This is a genomic window from Erythrobacter sp. SCSIO 43205, from assembly GCF_019904235.1.
In the GTDB taxonomy this organism is placed as follows: Bacteria; Pseudomonadota; Alphaproteobacteria; order Sphingomonadales; family Sphingomonadaceae; genus Erythrobacter.
Genome location: NZ_CP063202.1, coordinates 419,126 through 437,019, shown reverse-complemented (window position 1 = coordinate 437,019; position 17,894 = coordinate 419,126). Strand labels below are relative to the sequence as shown.

The window sequence follows — 17,894 nt, the reverse complement described above, 5'->3', positions numbered from 1 at the left end:
CCTGCCGCTCTAAAAAAGCTTCCAAAGGGCACCGGTGGCCGCAGCGCCCAGAACCAATGCCGTGCTCACTTGCCATTGCCGATCTGTCACCCGGCCATAAGCGCGGTGCCCGAACCAATCGCCCACCAGAACACATGGGAAAAGCGCCAGCGCCAATGCCGCCTCGCGCCAAGTGCCCGCGTCTAGCGCAATAAAAAACACAGCGGAAAGCGGCGTGACCACGAGGAAAATCGCCATCATCGAAGCACGCGCTGCGTCTGGCGCAAAGCTTCCTCGCAAATAAAATGGTGCCATGCCCGGACCCGGCATCCCAGCAAAACCGCCAAAGAACCCTGTCGCAAGTCCAGAAAACGCCAAAGCGGGCCTTCGCGGCACGGCGGCATTACCCAAAGGCACGACGACCAATACGAAAGCGCAAAGTGAGACGCAGGCAATCAGCAGCCGCGCCCAATCAGCGGGCAAAGTGGTGAGGCACCAAAGCCCTGCGGGCATTGCGGCAAGCGCAATCATGATGAGCGGGATCGCTGATTTATCTGCATCGCGTTTGATCCGGCCAATGTCGGTCAGACCAATCAGGAACAGCGACACAATCCCGACAAGAACGGCGGCGGTTGGCGCAATGGCGAGTTGAAGCACGGGGACGAGAACCACTGACAAGCCAAAGCCTGCTAGACCTCGCACGAAGCCAGCGGCAAAGGCCGTGATGGCTGCGATTGCAATCGCCTCTGGTGCAAAGCCGAACATCAGAGGTTGTCTTCTAGATCAGCTTCACAAGCGCCGCGATGGCCGCGGCTCCAAGGACCACGCCAACACAGGCGCGCCAGACGGGATCACTAACCTTGCCAAAGGCGAGGCTGCCCACCCAATTGCCAAAAAGCACCAGCGGGAAGAGCGCCAGACCAAGGACCACAATGCGCCATTCGAGCACGCCGATGGCTGCGCCTGAGCCAATTCCGGCTGCTGCGGCGAGGCCAAAGATACCGATCATTGAGGCCTTGGCAGTAACACGCGGTATGTCGCGCCCCACGTAGTAGGGTACCACGGGCGGCCCCGGCATGGCGGCAAAGCCCGTGAGCACGCCTGCTGAGATGCCCACCGCGCCCGTGGTCACAGGTCCGGGCTGAGCGGCGCTTCGCTTAGGCAAAAGAATGGCGAAGAACGCGGACAGCGCGATCAAAGCTATGAGCAGCCGCGCGAGGTTCTGCGGCGTTGCATCGAGCAAGATCAACCCCGGCGTGGTCGCCAAGACCACCAGTCCGCCGATCACGAAGGCGCTGCGCTCAGCCTCGCGCAGGATCATGCGGATCTCAGTGAGAGCCAAAAGCCCGGCCATGATATTGATCGCCAACACCGCCTCAACCGGGGTGAGCGCAAGCGCGAGGATCGGCACCAGCAGGATGCCAAAGCCGAACCCTGTGAGCCCTCGAATAAACGCCGCGCCCAATGTGGCCGCCACCGCAACCGCGATTTGCGCAGCGGTGAAGCCTGCAAGGAATTCTCCAGCGCTAAAGTCCAAGTGTTTACGCCTTGAGATCGGGCGGGGTCGCAGCCCCTTTCAGCATCGCAATCGCCTCGTCCAGCGGCAGGACCTTCTGATCCTTCTCGCCCAAAGTTCGGATCGCAACCGTGCCTTCCTCTTCCTCGCGCTTACCAACGATCAAAAGGTGCGGAACTTTCGCAAGAGAGTGTTCGCGGATCTTGTAGTTGATCTTCTCATTGCGCAGATCGCTAGAGGCGCGAATGCCAGCGGCTTCGAGCTTCGCAAGCACATCGCTGGCATAGCCATCGACGTCCGAGACAATCGGCGCAACCACCGCCTGCGTTGGCGCGAGCCACACGGGCAGGCGGCCTGCAAAGTGCTCGATCAGAATGCCGATAAAGCGCTCGTATGACCCGAAGATCGCGCGGTGGAGCATGACGGGGCGGTGCTTCTCGCCATCCTCGCCGATGTATGTAGCATCAAGGCGTTCGGGCAGCACGCGGTCGGACTGGATCGTGCCCACCTGCCAGGTCCGCCCAATCGCATCGGTGAGGTGCCACTCAAGCTTTGGCGCATAGAATGCACCTTCGCCCGGCAACTCTTCCCAATCGAGGCCATTGGCAGAAAGCGCGTCGCGCAGTTCCTGCTCGGCCTTGTCCCAATCCGCATCCGATCCAAAGCGTTGTTCAGGGCGCAGCGCGAGCTTGATCTTATAATCAAAGCCAAAATCGCGGTACACGCTGTCGGCCAAGTTGATGAAGGCTTGCACCTCCTCGACCACCTGTTCTTCGGTGCAGAAGATATGCGCATCGTCCTGAGTAAACTGGCGAACGCGCATAAGACCATGCAGTGCACCATGCGGTTCATTGCGATGGCAACAGCCCATTTCGCCAAGGCGGATCGGCAGGTCGCGGTAGGAGGTAATCCCCTGCTTGAACACCAGAACGTGCGCAGGACAGTTCATCGGTTTCAGCGCCATCCAATCCGCATCCTTGGAGACGATATCGCCCTCATCCTCGGTGTTGGGCACCTCGTCAGGGATTACGAACATATTTTCGCGGTACTTACCCCAGTGGCCCGACTGCTCCCATTGGCGCGCATCCATCACCTGCGGGGTCTTGATCTCGCGGTAGCCGGCGCCGTCCATCTTGCGGCGCATATAGGCCTCAAGTTCGCGCCAGATGCGATAGCCTTTGGGGTGCCAGAACACGCTGCCGTGCGCCTCTTCCTGAAGGTGGAAGAGGTCCATCTCGCGGCCCAGCTTGCGGTGATCGCGAAGCTGCGCTTCTTCGAGGCGGTGGAGGTGCGCCTTTAGCTGCTTCTTGTTCAGCCATGCAGTGCCGTAAATCCGCGTCAATTGCGCATTCTTCTGGTCGCCGCGCCAATATGCGCCGGCGGTGCGCATCAGCTTGAAGGCTTGCGGATCGAGCTTTCCGGTCGATGCCAAATGCGGGCCACGGCACATATCAAGCCACGCGCCTTCGCTGCCGGGTTCGCCCGACCAATAGACGGTCAGATCCTCGCCTTCGGGTAGTTCTTTCGCCCATTCGGCCTTGAAGGTTTCACCCTCGGCTTCCCACTTGGCGATAAGGTCATCGCGCGACCAGACTTCGCGCACGAGCGGCTTGTCCGCCTTGATGATTTCGCGCATCTTCTCTTCGATAACGGGCAGGTCCTCAAGACCGAACGGCTCGCGGCTTTCGGGTGCCATTACGTCGTAGTAAAAGCCATCATCGGTTGCAGGGCCAAAGGTGATCTGCGTGCCCGGCCATAAAGCCTGCACCGCCTCTGCCAGCACGTGGGCAAAGTCGTGGCGCACCAGTTCGAGCGCGTCTTCCTCGTCCTTTGCGGTGATCAGGGCAAGCTCTGCATCGCCGTCGAAGGGACGATTTATATCTCGCACTTCGCCATCCACGCGTGCTGCCAGAGCAGCCTTCGCAAGGCCCGGGCCAATTGCAGCCGCCACATCATAAGGCGTCGCCCCCGGCTCCATCTCGCGCACGGAGCCATCGGGGAGGCTGATCTTAAAGAGGTCGGTCATCGTCTCATTTCCAAATCACGTTTGACGCAGCGCCTTAGGACATGAAGGCGCGCACCGGAAGAGCGGTGTTTGGGTTCTTACCGATTTGAGGGAAGACACCGCTCCGCCCTCAAATCGGGCGGCGGTATCGCTGGCTCAGACCAACAGCAACCGCCCCCGGTTATCCGAGGTGGTAGTGGTTGTGGTCGTTGTGAGCAGAAGTGCCATGCCAGTCCAGATAGGGCGCTTACGTTAACAAGTCACCCCTTTAGTTGATGAAACACTCCCGCAAAAGGCAATGTGAGTTTCCATAATGGAAAGCACGCTTGACAAATGGCCGGATCAATGTCAAACGCCCTTTCCATAGTTGAAAGGAAACTTGACCATGACACACGTTCAAAAAGCCATGCTGTGGGCCGCCGCGATCCTTGTTGCAGCCTATTGCGCCAGCGAAATGGGCCTCACCACCGGGGCGAGCTTTGGAATTACTATGGGGCTCGTTGGCGCTGCCTGGGCGTCGATTGAGGCAGGTCGCCGCCGCTCTTGCAAAAAGGCTTGCAACTGATGGGCACCCCCAAAAATCCTGCGGTTAAACGATACATCGTGCGGGTGGCGACGCTGATGACTCTCTATCTGGTCGCCTTGTTCACGGCCAAATGGATCTTCAACAATGGTGCGGTCGAGGGTCCGCTTGCCTATGCGCTTGCCATTGCGCCGGCGCTTCCGTTGATCGGGGTGTTCTGGGCGGTGATGCGCTATATCACTGAGGAGAGTGACGAATATCTTCGGATGCTGGTCGTTCGCCAATGCCTGTTTGCAACTGGATTTTGCCTGACCATCGTTACCATCTGGCAATGGCTCCAAAACTTCGACCTCGTACATCCAGGCAATGGCGGGTTCGGCGCAGCGTTCTTCTGGTTTATCGGCCTTGGGTTTGGCGCGCTTTATAACAAGCTCACGCTTGGCGACTGGGGGAACCTCTGGTGAAGAACCGGCTTAAAGTGCTGCGCGCAGAGCGAGATTGGAGCCAGGCGGATCTGGCTGACCGCCTCGGCGTTTCGCGTCAAAGCGTCAATGCGATTGAAAAGGGGCGCTATGATCCGTCTTTGCCGCTCGCTTTCGCGATTGCGGACGTTTTTGGGCTAGCGATTGAAGAGATTTTCGAAAGGGACGCCTAATCGTCCTTGCTGCAACAAAAAAGGGGCAGCACTCTCGTGCCGCCCCTTTTCTTTAATTCGAGCGCGCGTTTACGCTGTCCCTGATGCCATCGGAACTGCGGGAGGTTGGGCAGCGATCAGTGCTGCGCCATTGGGCCGGGTTTTCGGCGTTTCGATGTCGGCCGTATTCTTTTCAGCAGCGGTTTTCTTGGAAGCCTTTTTCGCTTCTTCAGCTTTTCCCGCTTCGCGTTTGTCGTAGAAACGTTTCGCCATATATCCGCCTGCGCCAAGAACGATCATGGCAGGGATGCTCACCCGGCTGATCACAAACGGGACAGCGGCCCCGATCATGGCACCGGTCGTGCTGTTCGATCCGGTCACTTTCTTCGCAATGGTGCCGCCGAGTTTGGCTCCGATAATCTTGTTAAGCATTTCAAGTCTCCTTCACCATGGCTACAGGAGAAGAGGGCCAATCGTTCCATCAAAGTTCAAGATGCCGCTTATCTTTAAGGGTGGTGAGTGACTTGGTTCCGGCAAGCTTGGCTGAGCGGCTTTTGATGCTGGCGGTGAAACGCCATTCGCAAGTCGCGGCCTCTGGCGTCATTTCCACCATCATATAGCCGCGCTGCGAGGTATCGGCCCATTTCAATTCATCATTGCTGCTTACCAATGCCCCTTCGAGAACGGCGGGCGGAAGGCTCGCAAGATAGCTTTCAAAACCGGGCGAGCTGACCGAGGAAGTACCAAATTCAACGCCAACGGCCTCGCCTTCATGCGCCAAATCAAACGCCCAGGCATTGTGCGTGTCACCGGCAAGCACGACGAGATTTGCGTCAACTTTGCGCGCCGCTTCAAACACTCTGGTCCGCGCGGCGGGATAGCCGTCCCAGGCATCCATGTTGAGGGGAACGCCCGCTTCTGCTGCCATCGCCGCGGCGGTCAGGCGCGCACGGGCAAATTCGGGCACGTTATCACCGAGCAGGCTCGCAATCCCTTTGGGTGACGAAAGCTTGCCGATCAGCACTTGTTGGACCAACACTTGCCAAGTCGCGCCGCGTGCGGTGGACTTTTGCAACTCATTTGCCAGCCACGCCTCTTGCGCTGCGCCCAGTAATTGGCGGTCCGGATTGACATACTCACCGTCACGAAATTTTATGAGCGCTTCGACCATCGCCTCCGGGCTATCCTTGCCGGCCAAAATTCCTGTGAGGCTGAATTGTTCATCGCGGCCCTCAAGCCGTGTGTCGATCCGCATCAAGGTGGCAAGATCGCCCACGTCATATGCGGCGTAGGGTTCGTCCGACACCGGCATCCATTCGCGGTACACTCGCTTGGCGATAGCCTTGCGCACTTCCCAACTGCCTTCTGTCTCTGGCTGGTGGTTTTGTGCGCCGTCTTTCCATGAATCGTTAGTGCTTTCGTGGTCGTCCCACACCGCAATCATAGGGAGGACTTGATGAAGGCGCTGCAAATCCGGGTCAGCGCGATAGGAGGCGTAACGCTGGCGATAATCGGCCAAAGCGACGATCTCATTGCCGGGAGCAACACTGCGGTCAGGGTGACGCTGGTCTTCGCTAGGATAGGTGTCCCCGCCATATTCATAAATGTAGTCGCCAAGGTGCACCGCGAGATCGACATCGTTGACCTCGGCTGCGTGGGCATAGGCGTTGAAATAACCAAAGCCGAAGTTCGCGCAGGAAAACACCGCCATGCGGAATTTGGACGTGGGCCCTTGCGGCAAAGTGCGCGTGCGGCCGACGGGCGAGGTTGCGCCAGACGGTGCCACAAAGCGATAGAAATACCAGCGGTCAGGCCAAAGGCCTGTGGCAATCGCTTTGGCGCAGTAATCGCGCGATGGGGTGGCAGTTACCTCGCCCTGTGCCACGATGTCGGCAAAATTGGCGCTTTCGCTCACCTGCCATTGGAGCGTGGTTGCCTCATCACCAACATAGCGGGTCCATAATAGCACGCTGCTGGCGCTGGGTTCGCCGCTGGCGACGCTATGGGTGAAGCCTGTGCCAAAGGACTTGGCTGTAGAGGGTGTTGCCACCACGGCGGCTGACGCCCCGGCGAGGGCGAAAACGCCTCTGCGGGTGACATTTGTGGACGATGATTTGGGCTGCGCAAGCGAGTCGGTTTTGATCATAGCCACGCTGCGTACCGCCAATCCGTGGCGGAACCATGACAACACTTGCGCATCGCAGGCGTGAGCGGGCAATAAGCGCACCATGAGCGATATACGATTTCACGAAATGGGCGATGGCAGGAAGGTCGCTTTCCGCCATACGTCCGGCAATGGCCCCACCCTCGTCTTCCTTCCCGGCTATATGTCCGACATGGCGGGCGGCAAGGCGAGCGCAATCTTTGACGCGGCAGTGGCCAAGGGGCGGTCGTGCCTGCTGCTGGATTATACAGGCTGCGGAGAAAGTTCGGGCGACTTTGCCGATGGCACTTTGTCGCGCTGGCGCGAAGAGGTGATGGCGTTGATCGACGCTTACGTCGAAGGGCCAGTGCTGCTTGTTGGATCGTCGATGGGCGGTTGGCTGATGCTTTTGGTGGGGGAGGCATTGCATAAGCGCCTCGCCGGCATCATCGGGATCGCCTCGGCCCCCGACTTCACCGTTTGGGGCTTTAGCGAGGACAAGCGCGACCGCTTGCTGGCTGGCGAAGTGGTTCTGGAAGACAACCCATACGGCCCTGAGCCCACACCAACGCATCCCGGTTTTTACGCCGATGCCCAGGATAATTTGCGGCTTTATGAAGAGGTCAAAGTGGATGCACCCGTGCGCCTCCTCCACGGACAGCGCGATGACGATGTGCCGTGGGCGATCAGCATAAAACTCGCCGCAGCGCTTCGTTCGGACGATGTACAGGTGACACTTATTAAAGACGGCGATCACCGCCTCTCGCGCGAAGCTGACATTGCTCAGCTTTTGGCGGTGGTGGACAGCTTTTATTGATGGAATGAACCCCCCTTGGATTTGATCTCCCCCATCCTGCTTTCGCTTGCCCTTCAGGTCGGCCCCAACCCGCATATCGGGAATGATCTTGGCCCCCCGGATGAGCTTGTAAACCGGCCAGAGCGAAACCCGCGCGACAATCCGCTTGAGCGCGGGATTGAGGATAATCCCGACACGGTCTGGCTTGCGAAATGTTTGGCGTTCCTTCCTGAACAGGCTGCGCGCGCGCATACTTTGTCGCAGGTTCGCCGCAATGAAACCAGCGGGCGCCAGCGTATCCTTGCCAATCACTGTTTGGGGCTTGCCTCAACCGAATTGGGAATGTGGGGCGATGCAAGAGAAGCCTTTGCCGCCGCGCGCGATGAAACGCCCGACGATGAGCCAAGCGCGAAAGCACGCTTCGGCGCGATGGCGGGAAATGCTGCGGTTGCTGATTCAGACTACGAAAGCGCCTTGCACATCCTCACCACTGCCAAGCTGCACGCTGAGGCGTCAGCCTCTGCTCCTATGCAGGCGATCGTTGCAAGCGATCTTGCGCGGGTTCTGGTCACGTTAGAGCGCCCTGAAGAGGCTTTGAGCGAGCTAGACCTTGCAACACAGCTTATGCCCGAAGACCCGAACAATTGGCTCTTGAAAGCAACACTTTTGCGGCGGCTTGAGCGACTAGATGAGGCGCAAGCCGCGATTGAAAGGGCAAGCGCGATTGCGCCACAAGATGCCGCCATCGGACTTGAAGCGGGCGTAATCGCCGTGCTTTCCGGGCGCGATGATGCTGCGCGGCAAAGCTGGCAGTCGGTGATAGACACGGCGCCAAGCGCGCCCGAAGCCTTGACCGCGCAAGACTATCTGGCGCAGCTTGAACCCTCTTAAAGGAGGCTTAATGACTGATTTTTCGGTACTCGACCTTGTCCCCGTGCGCGAAGGAGGGAGCGTTGCTGAAGCGCTCGGCAATGCGACCAGGCTTGCCGCCCATGCGGAAGCCATCGGGTGCAAACGCTTTTGGGTTGCCGAACATCACACGATGGAGGGGATCGCCGGGGGCGCGACTTCGGTTGTGCTCGCCCATATCGGCAATGCGACAAGCACCATCCGCATCGGGTCAGGCGGCATTATGCTGCCCAATCACACCCCGTTTCAGATTGCCGAACAGTTTGGCACGCTGGACGCGCTCTTTCCGGGACGCATCGACCTTGGGCTTGGCCGTGCTCCGGGAGCAGGGCCGCAGCTTCAACGCGCGCTTCGCAAGGATTTGCACAAGGCATCCGAATACTTTCCGCAAGACGTGGTCGAACTGCGCGCGCTTCTGACAAGCGATATGGATTTGCCGATCAGGGCGACTCCGGGCTTTGGTTCGAATGTCGAGTTCTGGATGCTCGGCTCCAGCCTGTTCGGCGCGCAACTCGCGGCAAAGCTTGGTATGCCTTACGCCTTCGCCGCGCATTTTGCCCCCGATCACCTCGATAGCGCGCTTGCAGTGTATCGCCGCGACTTTCAGCCCTCAGAAACGCTTGAAAAGCCTCACGTCATGGTCGCGATGAATGTCTTTGCCGCCGAGGCCGAAGAAGAAGCGCAGACCCTTGCTTCGAGTCAGCAGCAAAGTTTTGTCGCGCTTCGTTCCGGCACGCCCGGCAAGCTCAAACCGCCGGTCGAGGACTATAAGGAAAGCCTGCCTGCGCAATATCGCGCCATGCTCACCCATCTGGAGCAGGCCGCAGCCGTCGGCACCCCTGAGCAAGTCCGCGAAAAGATCGACGCTTTCGTCCAGCGCACCAGCGCCGATGAAATCATATTGTGCGGGGCAACCTATGACCCCGACGCGCGGCTGCGCAGCCTCGAATTGACGCTTGATGCCTGCCAGAAGGTTCCAGCTTAAGACCTGAAATCTGCTTGCAAGCGAAACTACTCACCCTGTATGAGTGAGCATTATCGCAAAAGCGCGGCGAAACATAATTTCAAGGGATTCGCTGCCGCTTTGATCGGGCCTGAGAGAGGAGTCGCTCGGCAATGAGTTCAAGCAGTGATCTGTCGCCAGCCAAAGCCAAGGCATTACACAAAGCCTTGGCCGACCAGCTGACCGCATCCACCCTGCCGGGAGAAACCGGGCTGGCCAAAGAGGCGGTCGAAAGCGTTGCGTCATTCCTTCTTGAAGCAGGCCAAACGCGCAAACCGTCTCGCGCCGTTATCAAGCAGCAATCCAATACGGGCGAGCGGCGGCTTCGCATTGCGATCATCAATGACGATATGCCGTTTCTGGTCGATTCGGTCACATCGACCGTCACCGCACACGGGCTTGGCATTGAGCAATTGCTCCACCCGATTGTGCGGGTGGTACGCGACGATAATGGCCTCCTGACAGCGATTGGCGATGCCTCTGAAAAGGCGCAAAAAGAATCCTTCATCTACATCGAAACAGAGCGCGTCGATGCCCGTCAGCGACAAGAATTGCTGAGCGCACTTCGCGAAACTCTGGGCGATGTGCGCGCAAGCGTTACCGATTGGCCAAAGCTTTTGGATGCAATGGACAAGAGCGCCAAGAGCCTTGGCACCAGTGACAGCGCCGAGCTGCTTGAATGGCTCAACAAAGGAATGTTGACTCAGCTTGGCTCCATCACGCGCAGCCGTTCTGGTGAAGTGAAGGATGCGCTTGGCATTTGCCGCAAGAGCGCAGGCGCCATCCTTGCCGATGCGTCCTACGACCGCGCGTTTGAGTATTTCGACAAGCAAACGGCCGCACGCGATATGTTGGTGGTGAAAGCCAATCAACATTCCAATGTTCACCGCCGCGTGCCGCTTGATGTGTTTCTTGTGCCTGTTCGGGACGAAAAAAAGGTCACAGCCCTCAACGTCCATGCAGGTGTCTGGACCAGCGCCGCGCTTGCCGCGCCGCCTTCCTCGGTGCCGGTCCTTCGCGACACTCTTGGTGCGATGACTCAGGTGATGGGCTTTGACCCGCAAGGCCATGCCGGGAAAGCTCTCACGCACGCGCTAACCGCGCTTCCAAGCGATTTGCTGGTGTCGTTTGAGCGTGACGATATTACCCGTCTTGCAACATCCATGATGAGCCTTAGCGACCGCCCGCGCCCACGTGTCGTCTTAGTCAAATCCCCGCTTGCTCGGCACGTCTTTGCTTTCGTCTGGTTGCCGCGCGACAATTTGTCGACTCAAGTGCGCTTGCAGATACAAGAGCTTCTGACCGGCTCAACCGGCCTCGATATGCTCAGCTGGTCGATCGACATGGACGGGAGCCCCGTTGCGCGGCTGCAATTCCTGCTCGATTCGCGTTCGATTGCCAAAATGCCGGACGCCAGCGCTATCGAAGCGCAATTGGTTGACCTTCTCAAAGGCTGGGGCGAGGCGGTCGAAAACGAACTTGCCAAAACGCTCGAAAGCACGCGCATCTCAGCGATTGCACAGCGTTACGCGGAGGGTTTTCCGCCCGGATACCGCCTGCGTTACGGCCCGGCAGAGGCCGCGCTCGACATCGCGCAAATTCACGCCATCGCCAGCAGCGATGCGCCTGAGGCGAGACGGTGCCGTCTTTATAAGCTCGATAATGATACGCGCGGCGATTTGCGGCTCAAGATTTATCACGTGAGCGGGCGCGTCGCGCTCTCAGATGCGGTGCCGGTGCTGGAGAATTTCGGCTTTCGCGTTCTTTCCGAAGTTCCAACGCGGCTCGATGAAGCGCGGCTTGGCACGATCCACGAATACACGCTGATCGCGCCGCAAGGCACGAGTGCGGACGGCCTTTTGGAACGCGCCGAAGCGATTGAAACTGCGATTGCCGAAGTGCTCAATGGCCATTCGGAAAACGACCCGTTCAACCGTCTTGTCGTCACCAACGGCCTTGCTGCGGCTGAAACCGTATGGATGCGTGCGATTTATCGTTATTTGCGCCAGACGGGGATCAATTTCACCATCTATCCAGTGGTCGATACACTTGAGCGTGCTGGCGATGTGACGGCGGCGATGATCGCCTTGTTCAAGGCAAAACACGATCCCGACTTTGGTGAAAACCGCGAAGCGGCAATTGAAACTGCACGCAGCCACTATCAGCGTGGTCTGTCTAAAGTCTCCGCGATCAATGACGACCGCTTGCTGCGGCTTTACCGCGCGGTGATTGACGCAGTGCTGCGCACCAATGCCTTTGCCCCTGCCGCCGAAGAGGCGCTTGCGCTCAAAATCAAATCGGACGCCGTTCCGGGCCTTCCCAAGCCCGTGCCTTGGCGCGAGATTTTCGTCTATTCACGGCGGGTGGAGGGCATTCACTTGCGCTCTGGCGCGGTGGCGCGCGGCGGACTGCGCTGGTCGGACAGGCGCGATGATTACCGCACCGAGGTTCTGGGTCTGATGAAGGCTCAGAAGGTCAAAAACGCGGTGATCGTGCCCTCGGGCGCAAAAGGCGGCTTTTATCCCAAGGAACTGCCCTCGCCCGCTATAGACCGCGATGCGTGGTTCAATGAGGGCCGCGAAAGCTATAAGGTCTTCATCCGCACGCTCCTGTCGGTCACCGACAACATCGTCGATGGCAAAGTGGTACACCCCAAAGCCGTGCGCGTGCACGATGGCGAAGACCCTTATTTCGTGGTTGCCGCCGACAAGGGTACGGCCACCTTCTCTGACACTGCCAACGCACTCGCAGAAGAGGCCGGCTTCTGGCTGGATGATGCGTTCGCCAGCGGTGGTTCAAACGGATACGATCACAAGGCGATGGGGATCACCGCGCGGGGCGCATGGGTAAGCGTTCAGCGGCATTTCCTTGAACAAGGCGTAGACGTTCAAAAAGACACCATCCGCGTCGCTGGCTGCGGCGATATGTCGGGCGATGTGTTTGGTAACGGGATGCTTTTGTCGAAAGCCATTCAACTCGTTGCGGCCTTTGACCACCGCAATATCTTTATCGACCCCAATCCCGATCCCGCAGCAAGCTGGAAAGAGCGCAAGCGCCTTTTCGAGCTGCCCCGGTCGAGCTGGGAAGATTATGACGCCGAGCTTATTTCGAAAGGCGGCGGGGTTTATTCACGCAGTTCGAAAAGCATCAAGCTGTCGAAAAAGGCGGCGGATATGCTGGGGCTGGACGCGCGCGAGATTGGGCCCGATGCGCTAATCTCCGCGATCCTCAAGGCTGAAATTGATCTTTTGTGGTTTGGAGGAATCGGCACCTACATCAAGGCGCCGACTGAAAACCATGTCGAGGTCGGCGATCCCGGTAACGATTCAATTCGCGTGAACGCCGATGAAGTGCGCGCCAAAGTTATTGGCGAGGGCGCGAACCTTGGCATTACGCAGGCCGGGCGGATTGCGTTTGCACTTAACGAAGGGCGCATCAACACCGATTTCATCGACAATTCGGCAGGAGTCGATTGCTCTGACAATGAGGTAAACATCAAGATCGCTCTTGCTGCAGCAACACGTGACGGCGCTATCACCACCAAGGCGCGCAATGCGCTGCTCGCCAAGATGACCGATGAGGTGGGCGAGATTGTGCTTGAGGACAACCGGCTTCAGGCATTGGCCCTTTCGATTGCCGAAGCTGGGGGTGCGGCATCCAACGCCTCCTACATCCGCTTGATCGAGCAATTGGAAGGCATGGGTGCACTTGACCGGCGCACCGAAGGGCTTGGGACGAGCGAAACCTATGTGCGGCGCGCTGCCGATGGCAAGGGGCTGACGCGGCCCGAACTTGCAGTGCTGTTATCCTCATGCAAGCTCGCGCTCCAAGATGCGATTGAAGCCAGCGGACTGCCCGATGATCCGGTGCTGGAAAGCAATCTCGTCGCGATGTTCCCTGCACCCATGCAGGATAAATTCACCTCTTATATCCGCGATCACCAATTGCGGCGTGAGCTTGTCGCAACCGACCTTGCCAATCGCATCGTCAACCGCCTGGGGCTTATCCATGCGTTTGAATTGCCAGAGGAAGAGGGCGTTTCACTAAGCGATGTCGCGGCTGCATTTGTGGTGGTCGAGCGGCTTTTTGATCTGAAAGCCTTGTGGGCAGATATCGATGCAACACCCATGCCGGAAACCGCGCGGGTGAGCTTACTTGAACGGCTCGCAGCAGCAGTGGGCAATCTCATGTCCGATGTGCTGCGCACGACGGGTGGCCGGGTTGAAGTGGCCGCAATGGTCGAAGCCTTGAAACCAGGCGTGCTTATCCTTCGCGAACAACGCGCCGAGCTTTTGCAAGGCAATACGCTGGACCGTTCGAACGAGCTTCGCGCTGAATTTGCAGAGAGCGGCGCGCCCATTGATCTGGCCGGACGGGTCGCTGACCTGTTCGACTTCGACGGTTCGGTTGGCATTGCGAACCTGGCGCTCCAGACCAAGCTTGACCCTGCGACCCTCACCCATGCCTTTGCCGATATTGGCAAGCGCATTGGCATCGATTGGGCGCAAGGGGTGGCGGCGCATATGTCGCCTTCAGACGTGTGGGAGCGCCTGCTCGTCGATGGGCTTGCACGCGATTTTCAGCATATGCGGATTGAGTTCCTGCGCCGTTTGACGGCAAAAAAAGCGGGCAAGAAAGACCTTCAAAGCGCGATTGCGAAGTGGGCTGAGGCCAATGCGCCAGCGATTGCGCAATTCCGCCAAATGCTCGCTCGGGCGCAAAATTCACCCCCGGTCGCACCCGCCGCGCTTGCCCAGATAGCAGCACAAGCGCGCAACCTTTTGGAACGGTAACGCGCCTTGGGCTGCCTATTTGTCTAGGCGCTTGTGACTTGACGCAAGGTCAATTTTTGGGTGATGCGCCTCGGCATGAGTGATGCAACAGCTTCTTCCGGCTCAGCCGATGTCGTAATCGTAGGCACCGGGCACGGCGCGGCACAGGCCGCTATTGCCCTGCGGCAACAAGGGCATGAGGGTCCGATCATGATGATCGGGCGCGAGAAGCTTGCCCCTTATGAACGCCCGCCCTTGTCCAAGGAATACCTTGCAGGCGACAAGACGTTTGAGCGGATCATGATCCGCCCGGAAAAATTCTGGGCCGATAAAGGGGTTGAACTTCGCCTCGGTGCCGGGGTCACTGAAATCGACTGGATGCGGCATGAGTTGACGCTCTCAGACGGCGCGAAAGTGGGCTATCGCAAGCTTATCTGGTCAGGCGGTGCGGACCCTCGGCGTCTCAGCATTCCCGGCGCAAACCTCAAAGGCATTTTCTACGTGCGCGACAAGGCCGATGCCGATGGCATGATGGCCGCGCTAGAGGCTGGCGCTAAACGCGCAGTCGTGATCGGTGGCGGCTATATCGGACTGGAAGCCGCGGCCGTGCTTCGCAAAATGGGTTGCGAAGTCACTGTGGTTGAAATGCAGGACCGCCTGCTCGCACGCGTGGCCGGCCTTCCCGTCTCAGAATTTTACGCCGAGGAACATCGGCGTCAGGGGGTCGATATTCGCCTGTCCCAAGGGGTGAGCGAGATTGTTGGCGAGGATGGAGCCGTGACCGGCGTGCTCCTCGACAATGGCGAAACCTTGCCAGCGGACATGGTGATCGTCGGGATTGGCATTATCCCGGCAGTCGCTCCATTGATTGCAGCGGGCGCAGCGGGATCAAACGGTGTCGATGTCGATGTGTTCTGCCGCACGACGCTGGACGATGTGTTTGCGATTGGCGACTGCGCAGCCCACGCCAACCCTTACGCCGATAGCGCTGTTATCAGGCTGGAGTCCGTGCAGAACGCCAATGACATGGCGAACACCGTGGCCAAAGCTATTGCGGGAGAGAAACAACCCTACAAGGCTCTGCCGTGGTTCTGGTCGAACCAGTATGACCTGAAGCTTCAAACCGCTGGCCTTAACACCGGGTACGATGCAACCGTGCTGCGCGGCGACCCTGCAACGCGCAAATTCACCGTGGTTTACATGAAAGAAGGGCGGCCCATCGCCTTTGACTGTGTCGGCACGATGAAGGACTACGTTCAGGCGCGCAAACTTCTCGAAAGCGAGCCGGGCAAGATTGATCCAGAGCTTCTCGCAGACACAGACGTTCCAATCAAAGAGATGATGTAAAAAGGACAAAGCATGGGAGTGGAGCCAAACGACGGTCAGCCCATGCTTTCAGGGCTCAAGGTCATTGACCTGACCAGTGTTGTTTTCGGCCCCTATGCGACCCAGATCCTCGCCGACTATGGCGCACAGGTCACCAAGATCGAGGCACCGGGCGGTGATGTCTATCGCTACGGGGCAAAGCCCGCCAAGACCCCCGGCATGGGCCCCGGATTTATCGCGCTCAATCGCGGTAAAAAGTCCGTGATGCTGGACCTTAAACGATCAGGCGATGTGGAGCGGCTCCAGACACTCCTGCAAGATGCCGATGTGTTCATTCACAATGTGCGCGAAGACGCGATTGGGCGGCTCGGTTTTGATTATAATGCGGTGCGCGCGCTTAACCCCGAAATCATTTACGTCCACTGCGTCGGCTTTGGTTCGGGCGGGCCCTATGCTGGCCTTCAAGCCTACGATGACGTCATTCAGGCCGCGAGCGGCACGACGTCACTTCTGCCGCGCGTCGATGGCAACACACGCCCGCGCTATCTCCCCTCGCTTATCGCGGACAAGGTCGCAGGGCTTCATGCCGCCTATGCGGTGATGGCTGCGATCACGCACCGCCTTCGCACTGGCCGCGGCCAGCGTATCGAAGTCCCCATGCTCGAAGCGTTTACAAGCTTCATGATGAAGGAGCATTTGGACGGCAAAACCTTTGATCCACCCAATGGCGATGCCGCTTACGGGCGACAGGTTGACCCCAATCGTCAGCCGTTTGAAACCAAGGATGGTTGGATCAGCATCGTGCCTTATATCCTCCCGCACTTCCCGTTGGTGGTTGGCCTCTTGGGCGACAAGACAATGGCCGAGGACGAACGCTGGCGTGACCCAGCAAACATCGTCGCCGCTGCGCCCGAGTTATACGCGCGCATCGGCGAATTGACGCTGACCAAGACGACAGATGAATGCGTCGAAATCCTGCGCGCCGCCAATATCCCATGTATGCCAGCGGTCGATTTGAACGATGTGATCCACGATCCACACCTCAATGAAACCGGCTTCTTCGAACGCTGCGAGCATCCCAGCGAAGGCGCGCTTTACCAGATGCGCGACCCCAACCGGTTCAGTGATTGGCAGCAAGGCGACCTCGGCCATGCGCCGCGCCTCGGCGAACACAACGACGAAAGTTAAGCCAGCTTCGCCTTGGCCCAACGTGCAGCATCGGCCACCACCGGATCAGGGTCCTGTGTCAGCATCTCGACTTGCGAAAGCAGCGCCGCATCCCCGCTATTTCCAGCCGCATAAAGACAGTTTCGCACAAAACGATCCCGCCCGATCCGCTTGATCGGGGAGCCCGAGAACAGCCGCCTGAACCCTGCATCATCGAGGGAAAGCAATTCAGCCAATCGCGGAGCGGTGAGTTCGGCGCGCGGTAAAAACTCGCTCGCCCTATAGGCTTCGGATGCAAACTTGTTCCAAGGGCACACTGCCAGACAGTCGTCACAACCGTATATGCGGTTTCCAAGGGCCTCTCGAAATTCCTCCGCAATCGGACCCTTGTGCTCAATTGTGAGGTAAGAAATGCAGCGCCGCGCATCGAGCGTGTAGGGGCTTGGAAAGGCATTGGTAGGGCAGCTGTCCAAACACGCGCGGCACGATCCGCATTGATCGCGGTGCGGCTCGGATGGCTCAAGCTCCAGCGTCGTGTAAATCGCTCCCAGAAAAAGCCAGCTGCCGTGCTGAGCGCTCACCAAATTGGTGTGCTTGCCCTGCCAACCAATCCCCGACGCCTCGCCCAAAGGCTTTTCCATAACGGGCGCTGTATCGACGAAGACCTTAAGCTCGCTCTCAGGCTCTTGCTCCACCAGCCAGCGTGCAAGTGCTTTCAGCCGCTTCTTCACGACGTCATGATAGTCGCGCCCTTGCGCATAAACAGAGATGCGAGCCCGCTCGCCGTGCGTCTCCAACGCCAATGGATCAAGCGCAGGCGCATAGCTCATGCCAAGCGCAATGACAGAACGCGCATCTGGCCAAAGCCCTTGGGGTGAGCGGCGGTGGTGAAGGCGCGCCTCCATCCACTCCATCGTGCCATGACGTCCCTCACCCAACCATTCTTCAAGCCGCCTTGCGCGCACAGGATCTTCGGCAGCTGTAGTGAAGCCGACGCTCGCAAAACCGATTTCGCGCGCTTTTTCTTCAATAGCGTGGGTGATGGTAGAGGTTGCGCGCGCGTTAACCATGCTTGAGGTTGCTCCCGTTCAGTTTCGCTCGTTAACTGCCGCTTTCATGTA

15 protein-coding genes are annotated in these 17,894 nt (G+C 58.7%); 9 read left to right on the top strand and 6 right to left on the bottom strand.

The window, feature by feature from the left end; genetic code table 11:
- Positions 1-9: 9 nt before the first annotated feature.
- From INR77_RS02195 to thrS, 3 genes are read right to left on the bottom strand one after another with little or no spacing between them, the layout of a single operon-like run.
- The gene (locus INR77_RS02195) at positions 10-744 is read right to left on the bottom strand and encodes a sulfite exporter TauE/SafE family protein (RefSeq protein WP_223072321.1); all 735 of its coding nucleotides are present in this window, start codon (positions 742-744) and stop codon (positions 10-12) included.
- Between the two features lie 13 nt (positions 745-757).
- Positions 758-1,516, bottom strand: coding sequence for a sulfite exporter TauE/SafE family protein (locus INR77_RS02190; protein ID WP_223072320.1), 759 nt, complete (start codon positions 1,514-1,516; stop codon positions 758-760).
- A 4-nt stretch (positions 1,517-1,520) separates the two neighbouring features.
- On the bottom strand, positions 1,521-3,521 hold the full coding sequence (gene thrS, locus INR77_RS02185) for a threonine--tRNA ligase (protein ID WP_223072319.1): 2,001 nt from the start codon (positions 3,519-3,521) through the stop codon (positions 1,521-1,523).
- Positions 3,522-3,885: 364 nt separating this feature from the next.
- On the opposite strand from thrS, the gene INR77_RS02180 reads away from it, so the two are divergent.
- Genes INR77_RS02180 through INR77_RS02170 form a run of 3 tightly spaced genes read left to right on the top strand, consistent with a single transcriptional unit; the run spans position 3,886 to position 4,678 of the window.
- Complete coding sequence (locus INR77_RS02180) at positions 3,886-4,065, top strand: hypothetical protein (protein WP_223072318.1); 180 nt, start codon at positions 3,886-3,888, stop codon at positions 4,063-4,065.
- Positions 4,065-4,487, top strand: a complete 423-nt coding sequence (locus INR77_RS02175; RefSeq protein WP_223072317.1) for a hypothetical protein — start codon at positions 4,065-4,067, stop codon at positions 4,485-4,487. Before INR77_RS02180 ends, INR77_RS02175 begins: the two co-directional genes overlap by 1 nt.
- Positions 4,484-4,678, top strand: a complete 195-nt coding sequence (locus tag INR77_RS02170; RefSeq protein ID WP_223072316.1) for a helix-turn-helix transcriptional regulator — start codon at positions 4,484-4,486, stop codon at positions 4,676-4,678. Before INR77_RS02175 ends, INR77_RS02170 begins: the two co-directional genes overlap by 4 nt.
- A gap of 69 nt (positions 4,679-4,747) precedes the next feature.
- On the opposite strand, the gene INR77_RS02165 is transcribed toward INR77_RS02170, so the two are convergent.
- Both INR77_RS02165 and INR77_RS02160 read right to left on the bottom strand, forming a co-directional pair.
- On the bottom strand, positions 4,748-5,089 hold the full coding sequence (locus tag INR77_RS02165) for a hypothetical protein (RefSeq protein ID WP_223072315.1): 342 nt from the start codon (positions 5,087-5,089) through the stop codon (positions 4,748-4,750).
- Positions 5,090-5,138: 49 nt separating this feature from the next.
- On the bottom strand, positions 5,139-6,803 hold the full coding sequence (locus INR77_RS02160) for an alkaline phosphatase (RefSeq protein ID WP_223072314.1): 1,665 nt from the start codon (positions 6,801-6,803) through the stop codon (positions 5,139-5,141).
- An 82-nt stretch (positions 6,804-6,885) separates the two neighbouring features.
- Between INR77_RS02160 and INR77_RS02155 the strand changes: the two genes are divergently transcribed.
- The 6 genes from INR77_RS02155 to INR77_RS02130 all read left to right on the top strand — a co-directional run bounded on the left by INR77_RS02155 (position 6,886) and on the right by INR77_RS02130 (position 16,794).
- Positions 6,886-7,617: an alpha/beta fold hydrolase gene (locus INR77_RS02155; protein WP_223072313.1), complete on the top strand. Its 732-nt coding sequence runs from the start codon at positions 6,886-6,888 to the stop codon at positions 7,615-7,617.
- A 15-nt stretch (positions 7,618-7,632) separates the two neighbouring features.
- On the top strand, positions 7,633-8,487 hold the full coding sequence (locus INR77_RS02150; RefSeq protein ID WP_223072312.1) for a lipopolysaccharide assembly protein LapB: 855 nt from the start codon (positions 7,633-7,635) through the stop codon (positions 8,485-8,487).
- A 10-nt stretch (positions 8,488-8,497) separates the two neighbouring features.
- Positions 8,498-9,490 carry an LLM class flavin-dependent oxidoreductase gene (locus tag INR77_RS02145; RefSeq protein WP_223072311.1) on the top strand — a complete coding sequence of 331 codons (993 nt, stop codon included), beginning with the start codon at positions 8,498-8,500 and terminating at the stop codon, positions 9,488-9,490.
- Positions 9,491-9,621: 131 nt separating this feature from the next.
- Positions 9,622-14,301 carry an NAD-glutamate dehydrogenase domain-containing protein gene (locus INR77_RS02140; RefSeq protein ID WP_223072310.1) on the top strand — a complete coding sequence of 1,560 codons (4,680 nt, stop codon included), beginning with the start codon at positions 9,622-9,624 and terminating at the stop codon, positions 14,299-14,301.
- 75 nt (positions 14,302-14,376) lie between these two features.
- Positions 14,377-15,627, top strand: coding sequence for an NAD(P)/FAD-dependent oxidoreductase (locus INR77_RS02135; RefSeq protein WP_223072309.1), 1,251 nt, complete (start codon positions 14,377-14,379; stop codon positions 15,625-15,627).
- A 12-nt stretch (positions 15,628-15,639) separates the two neighbouring features.
- A complete protein-coding gene (locus INR77_RS02130; RefSeq protein WP_223072308.1) occupies positions 15,640-16,794 on the top strand; it encodes a CaiB/BaiF CoA-transferase family protein in 1,155 nt (384 codons plus the stop codon).
- Here INR77_RS02130 and queG read toward each other — a convergent pair.
- Positions 16,791-17,843 (bottom strand): tRNA epoxyqueuosine(34) reductase QueG, encoded by a 1,053-nt coding sequence (queG, locus tag INR77_RS02125; protein ID WP_223072307.1) that lies wholly within the window; start codon positions 17,841-17,843, stop codon positions 16,791-16,793. The two genes, INR77_RS02130 and queG, sit on opposite strands and share 4 nt — an antisense overlap.
- Between the last annotated feature and the right edge of the window lie 51 nt (positions 17,844-17,894).

Bases quoted from the DNA above. Each gene is read 5' to 3' on its own strand.
- INR77_RS02195 (WP_223072321.1), bottom strand. From the start codon at position 744: ATGTTCGGCTTTGCACCAGAGGCGATTGCAATCGCAGCCATCACGGCC.
- thrS (WP_223072319.1), bottom strand. From the start codon at position 3,521: ATGACCGACCTCTTTAAGATCAGCCTCCCCGATGGCTCCGTGCGCGAG.
- INR77_RS02180 (WP_223072318.1), top strand. From the start codon at position 3,886: ATGACACACGTTCAAAAAGCCATGCTGTGGGCCGCCGCGATCCTTGTT.
- INR77_RS02175 (WP_223072317.1), top strand. From the start codon at position 4,065: ATGGGCACCCCCAAAAATCCTGCGGTTAAACGATACATCGTGCGGGTG.
- INR77_RS02165 (WP_223072315.1), bottom strand. From the start codon at position 5,089: ATGCTTAACAAGATTATCGGAGCCAAACTCGGCGGCACCATTGCGAAG.
- INR77_RS02160 (WP_223072314.1), bottom strand. From the start codon at position 6,803: ATGATCAAAACCGACTCGCTTGCGCAGCCCAAATCATCGTCCACAAAT.
- INR77_RS02155 (WP_223072313.1), top strand. From the start codon at position 6,886: ATGAGCGATATACGATTTCACGAAATGGGCGATGGCAGGAAGGTCGCT.
- INR77_RS02145 (WP_223072311.1), top strand. From the start codon at position 8,498: ATGACTGATTTTTCGGTACTCGACCTTGTCCCCGTGCGCGAAGGAGGG.
- INR77_RS02140 (WP_223072310.1), top strand. From the start codon at position 9,622: ATGAGTTCAAGCAGTGATCTGTCGCCAGCCAAAGCCAAGGCATTACAC.
- INR77_RS02135 (WP_223072309.1), top strand. From the start codon at position 14,377: ATGAGTGATGCAACAGCTTCTTCCGGCTCAGCCGATGTCGTAATCGTA.
- INR77_RS02130 (WP_223072308.1), top strand. From the start codon at position 15,640: ATGGGAGTGGAGCCAAACGACGGTCAGCCCATGCTTTCAGGGCTCAAG.
- queG (WP_223072307.1), bottom strand. From the start codon at position 17,843: ATGGTTAACGCGCGCGCAACCTCTACCATCACCCACGCTATTGAAGAA.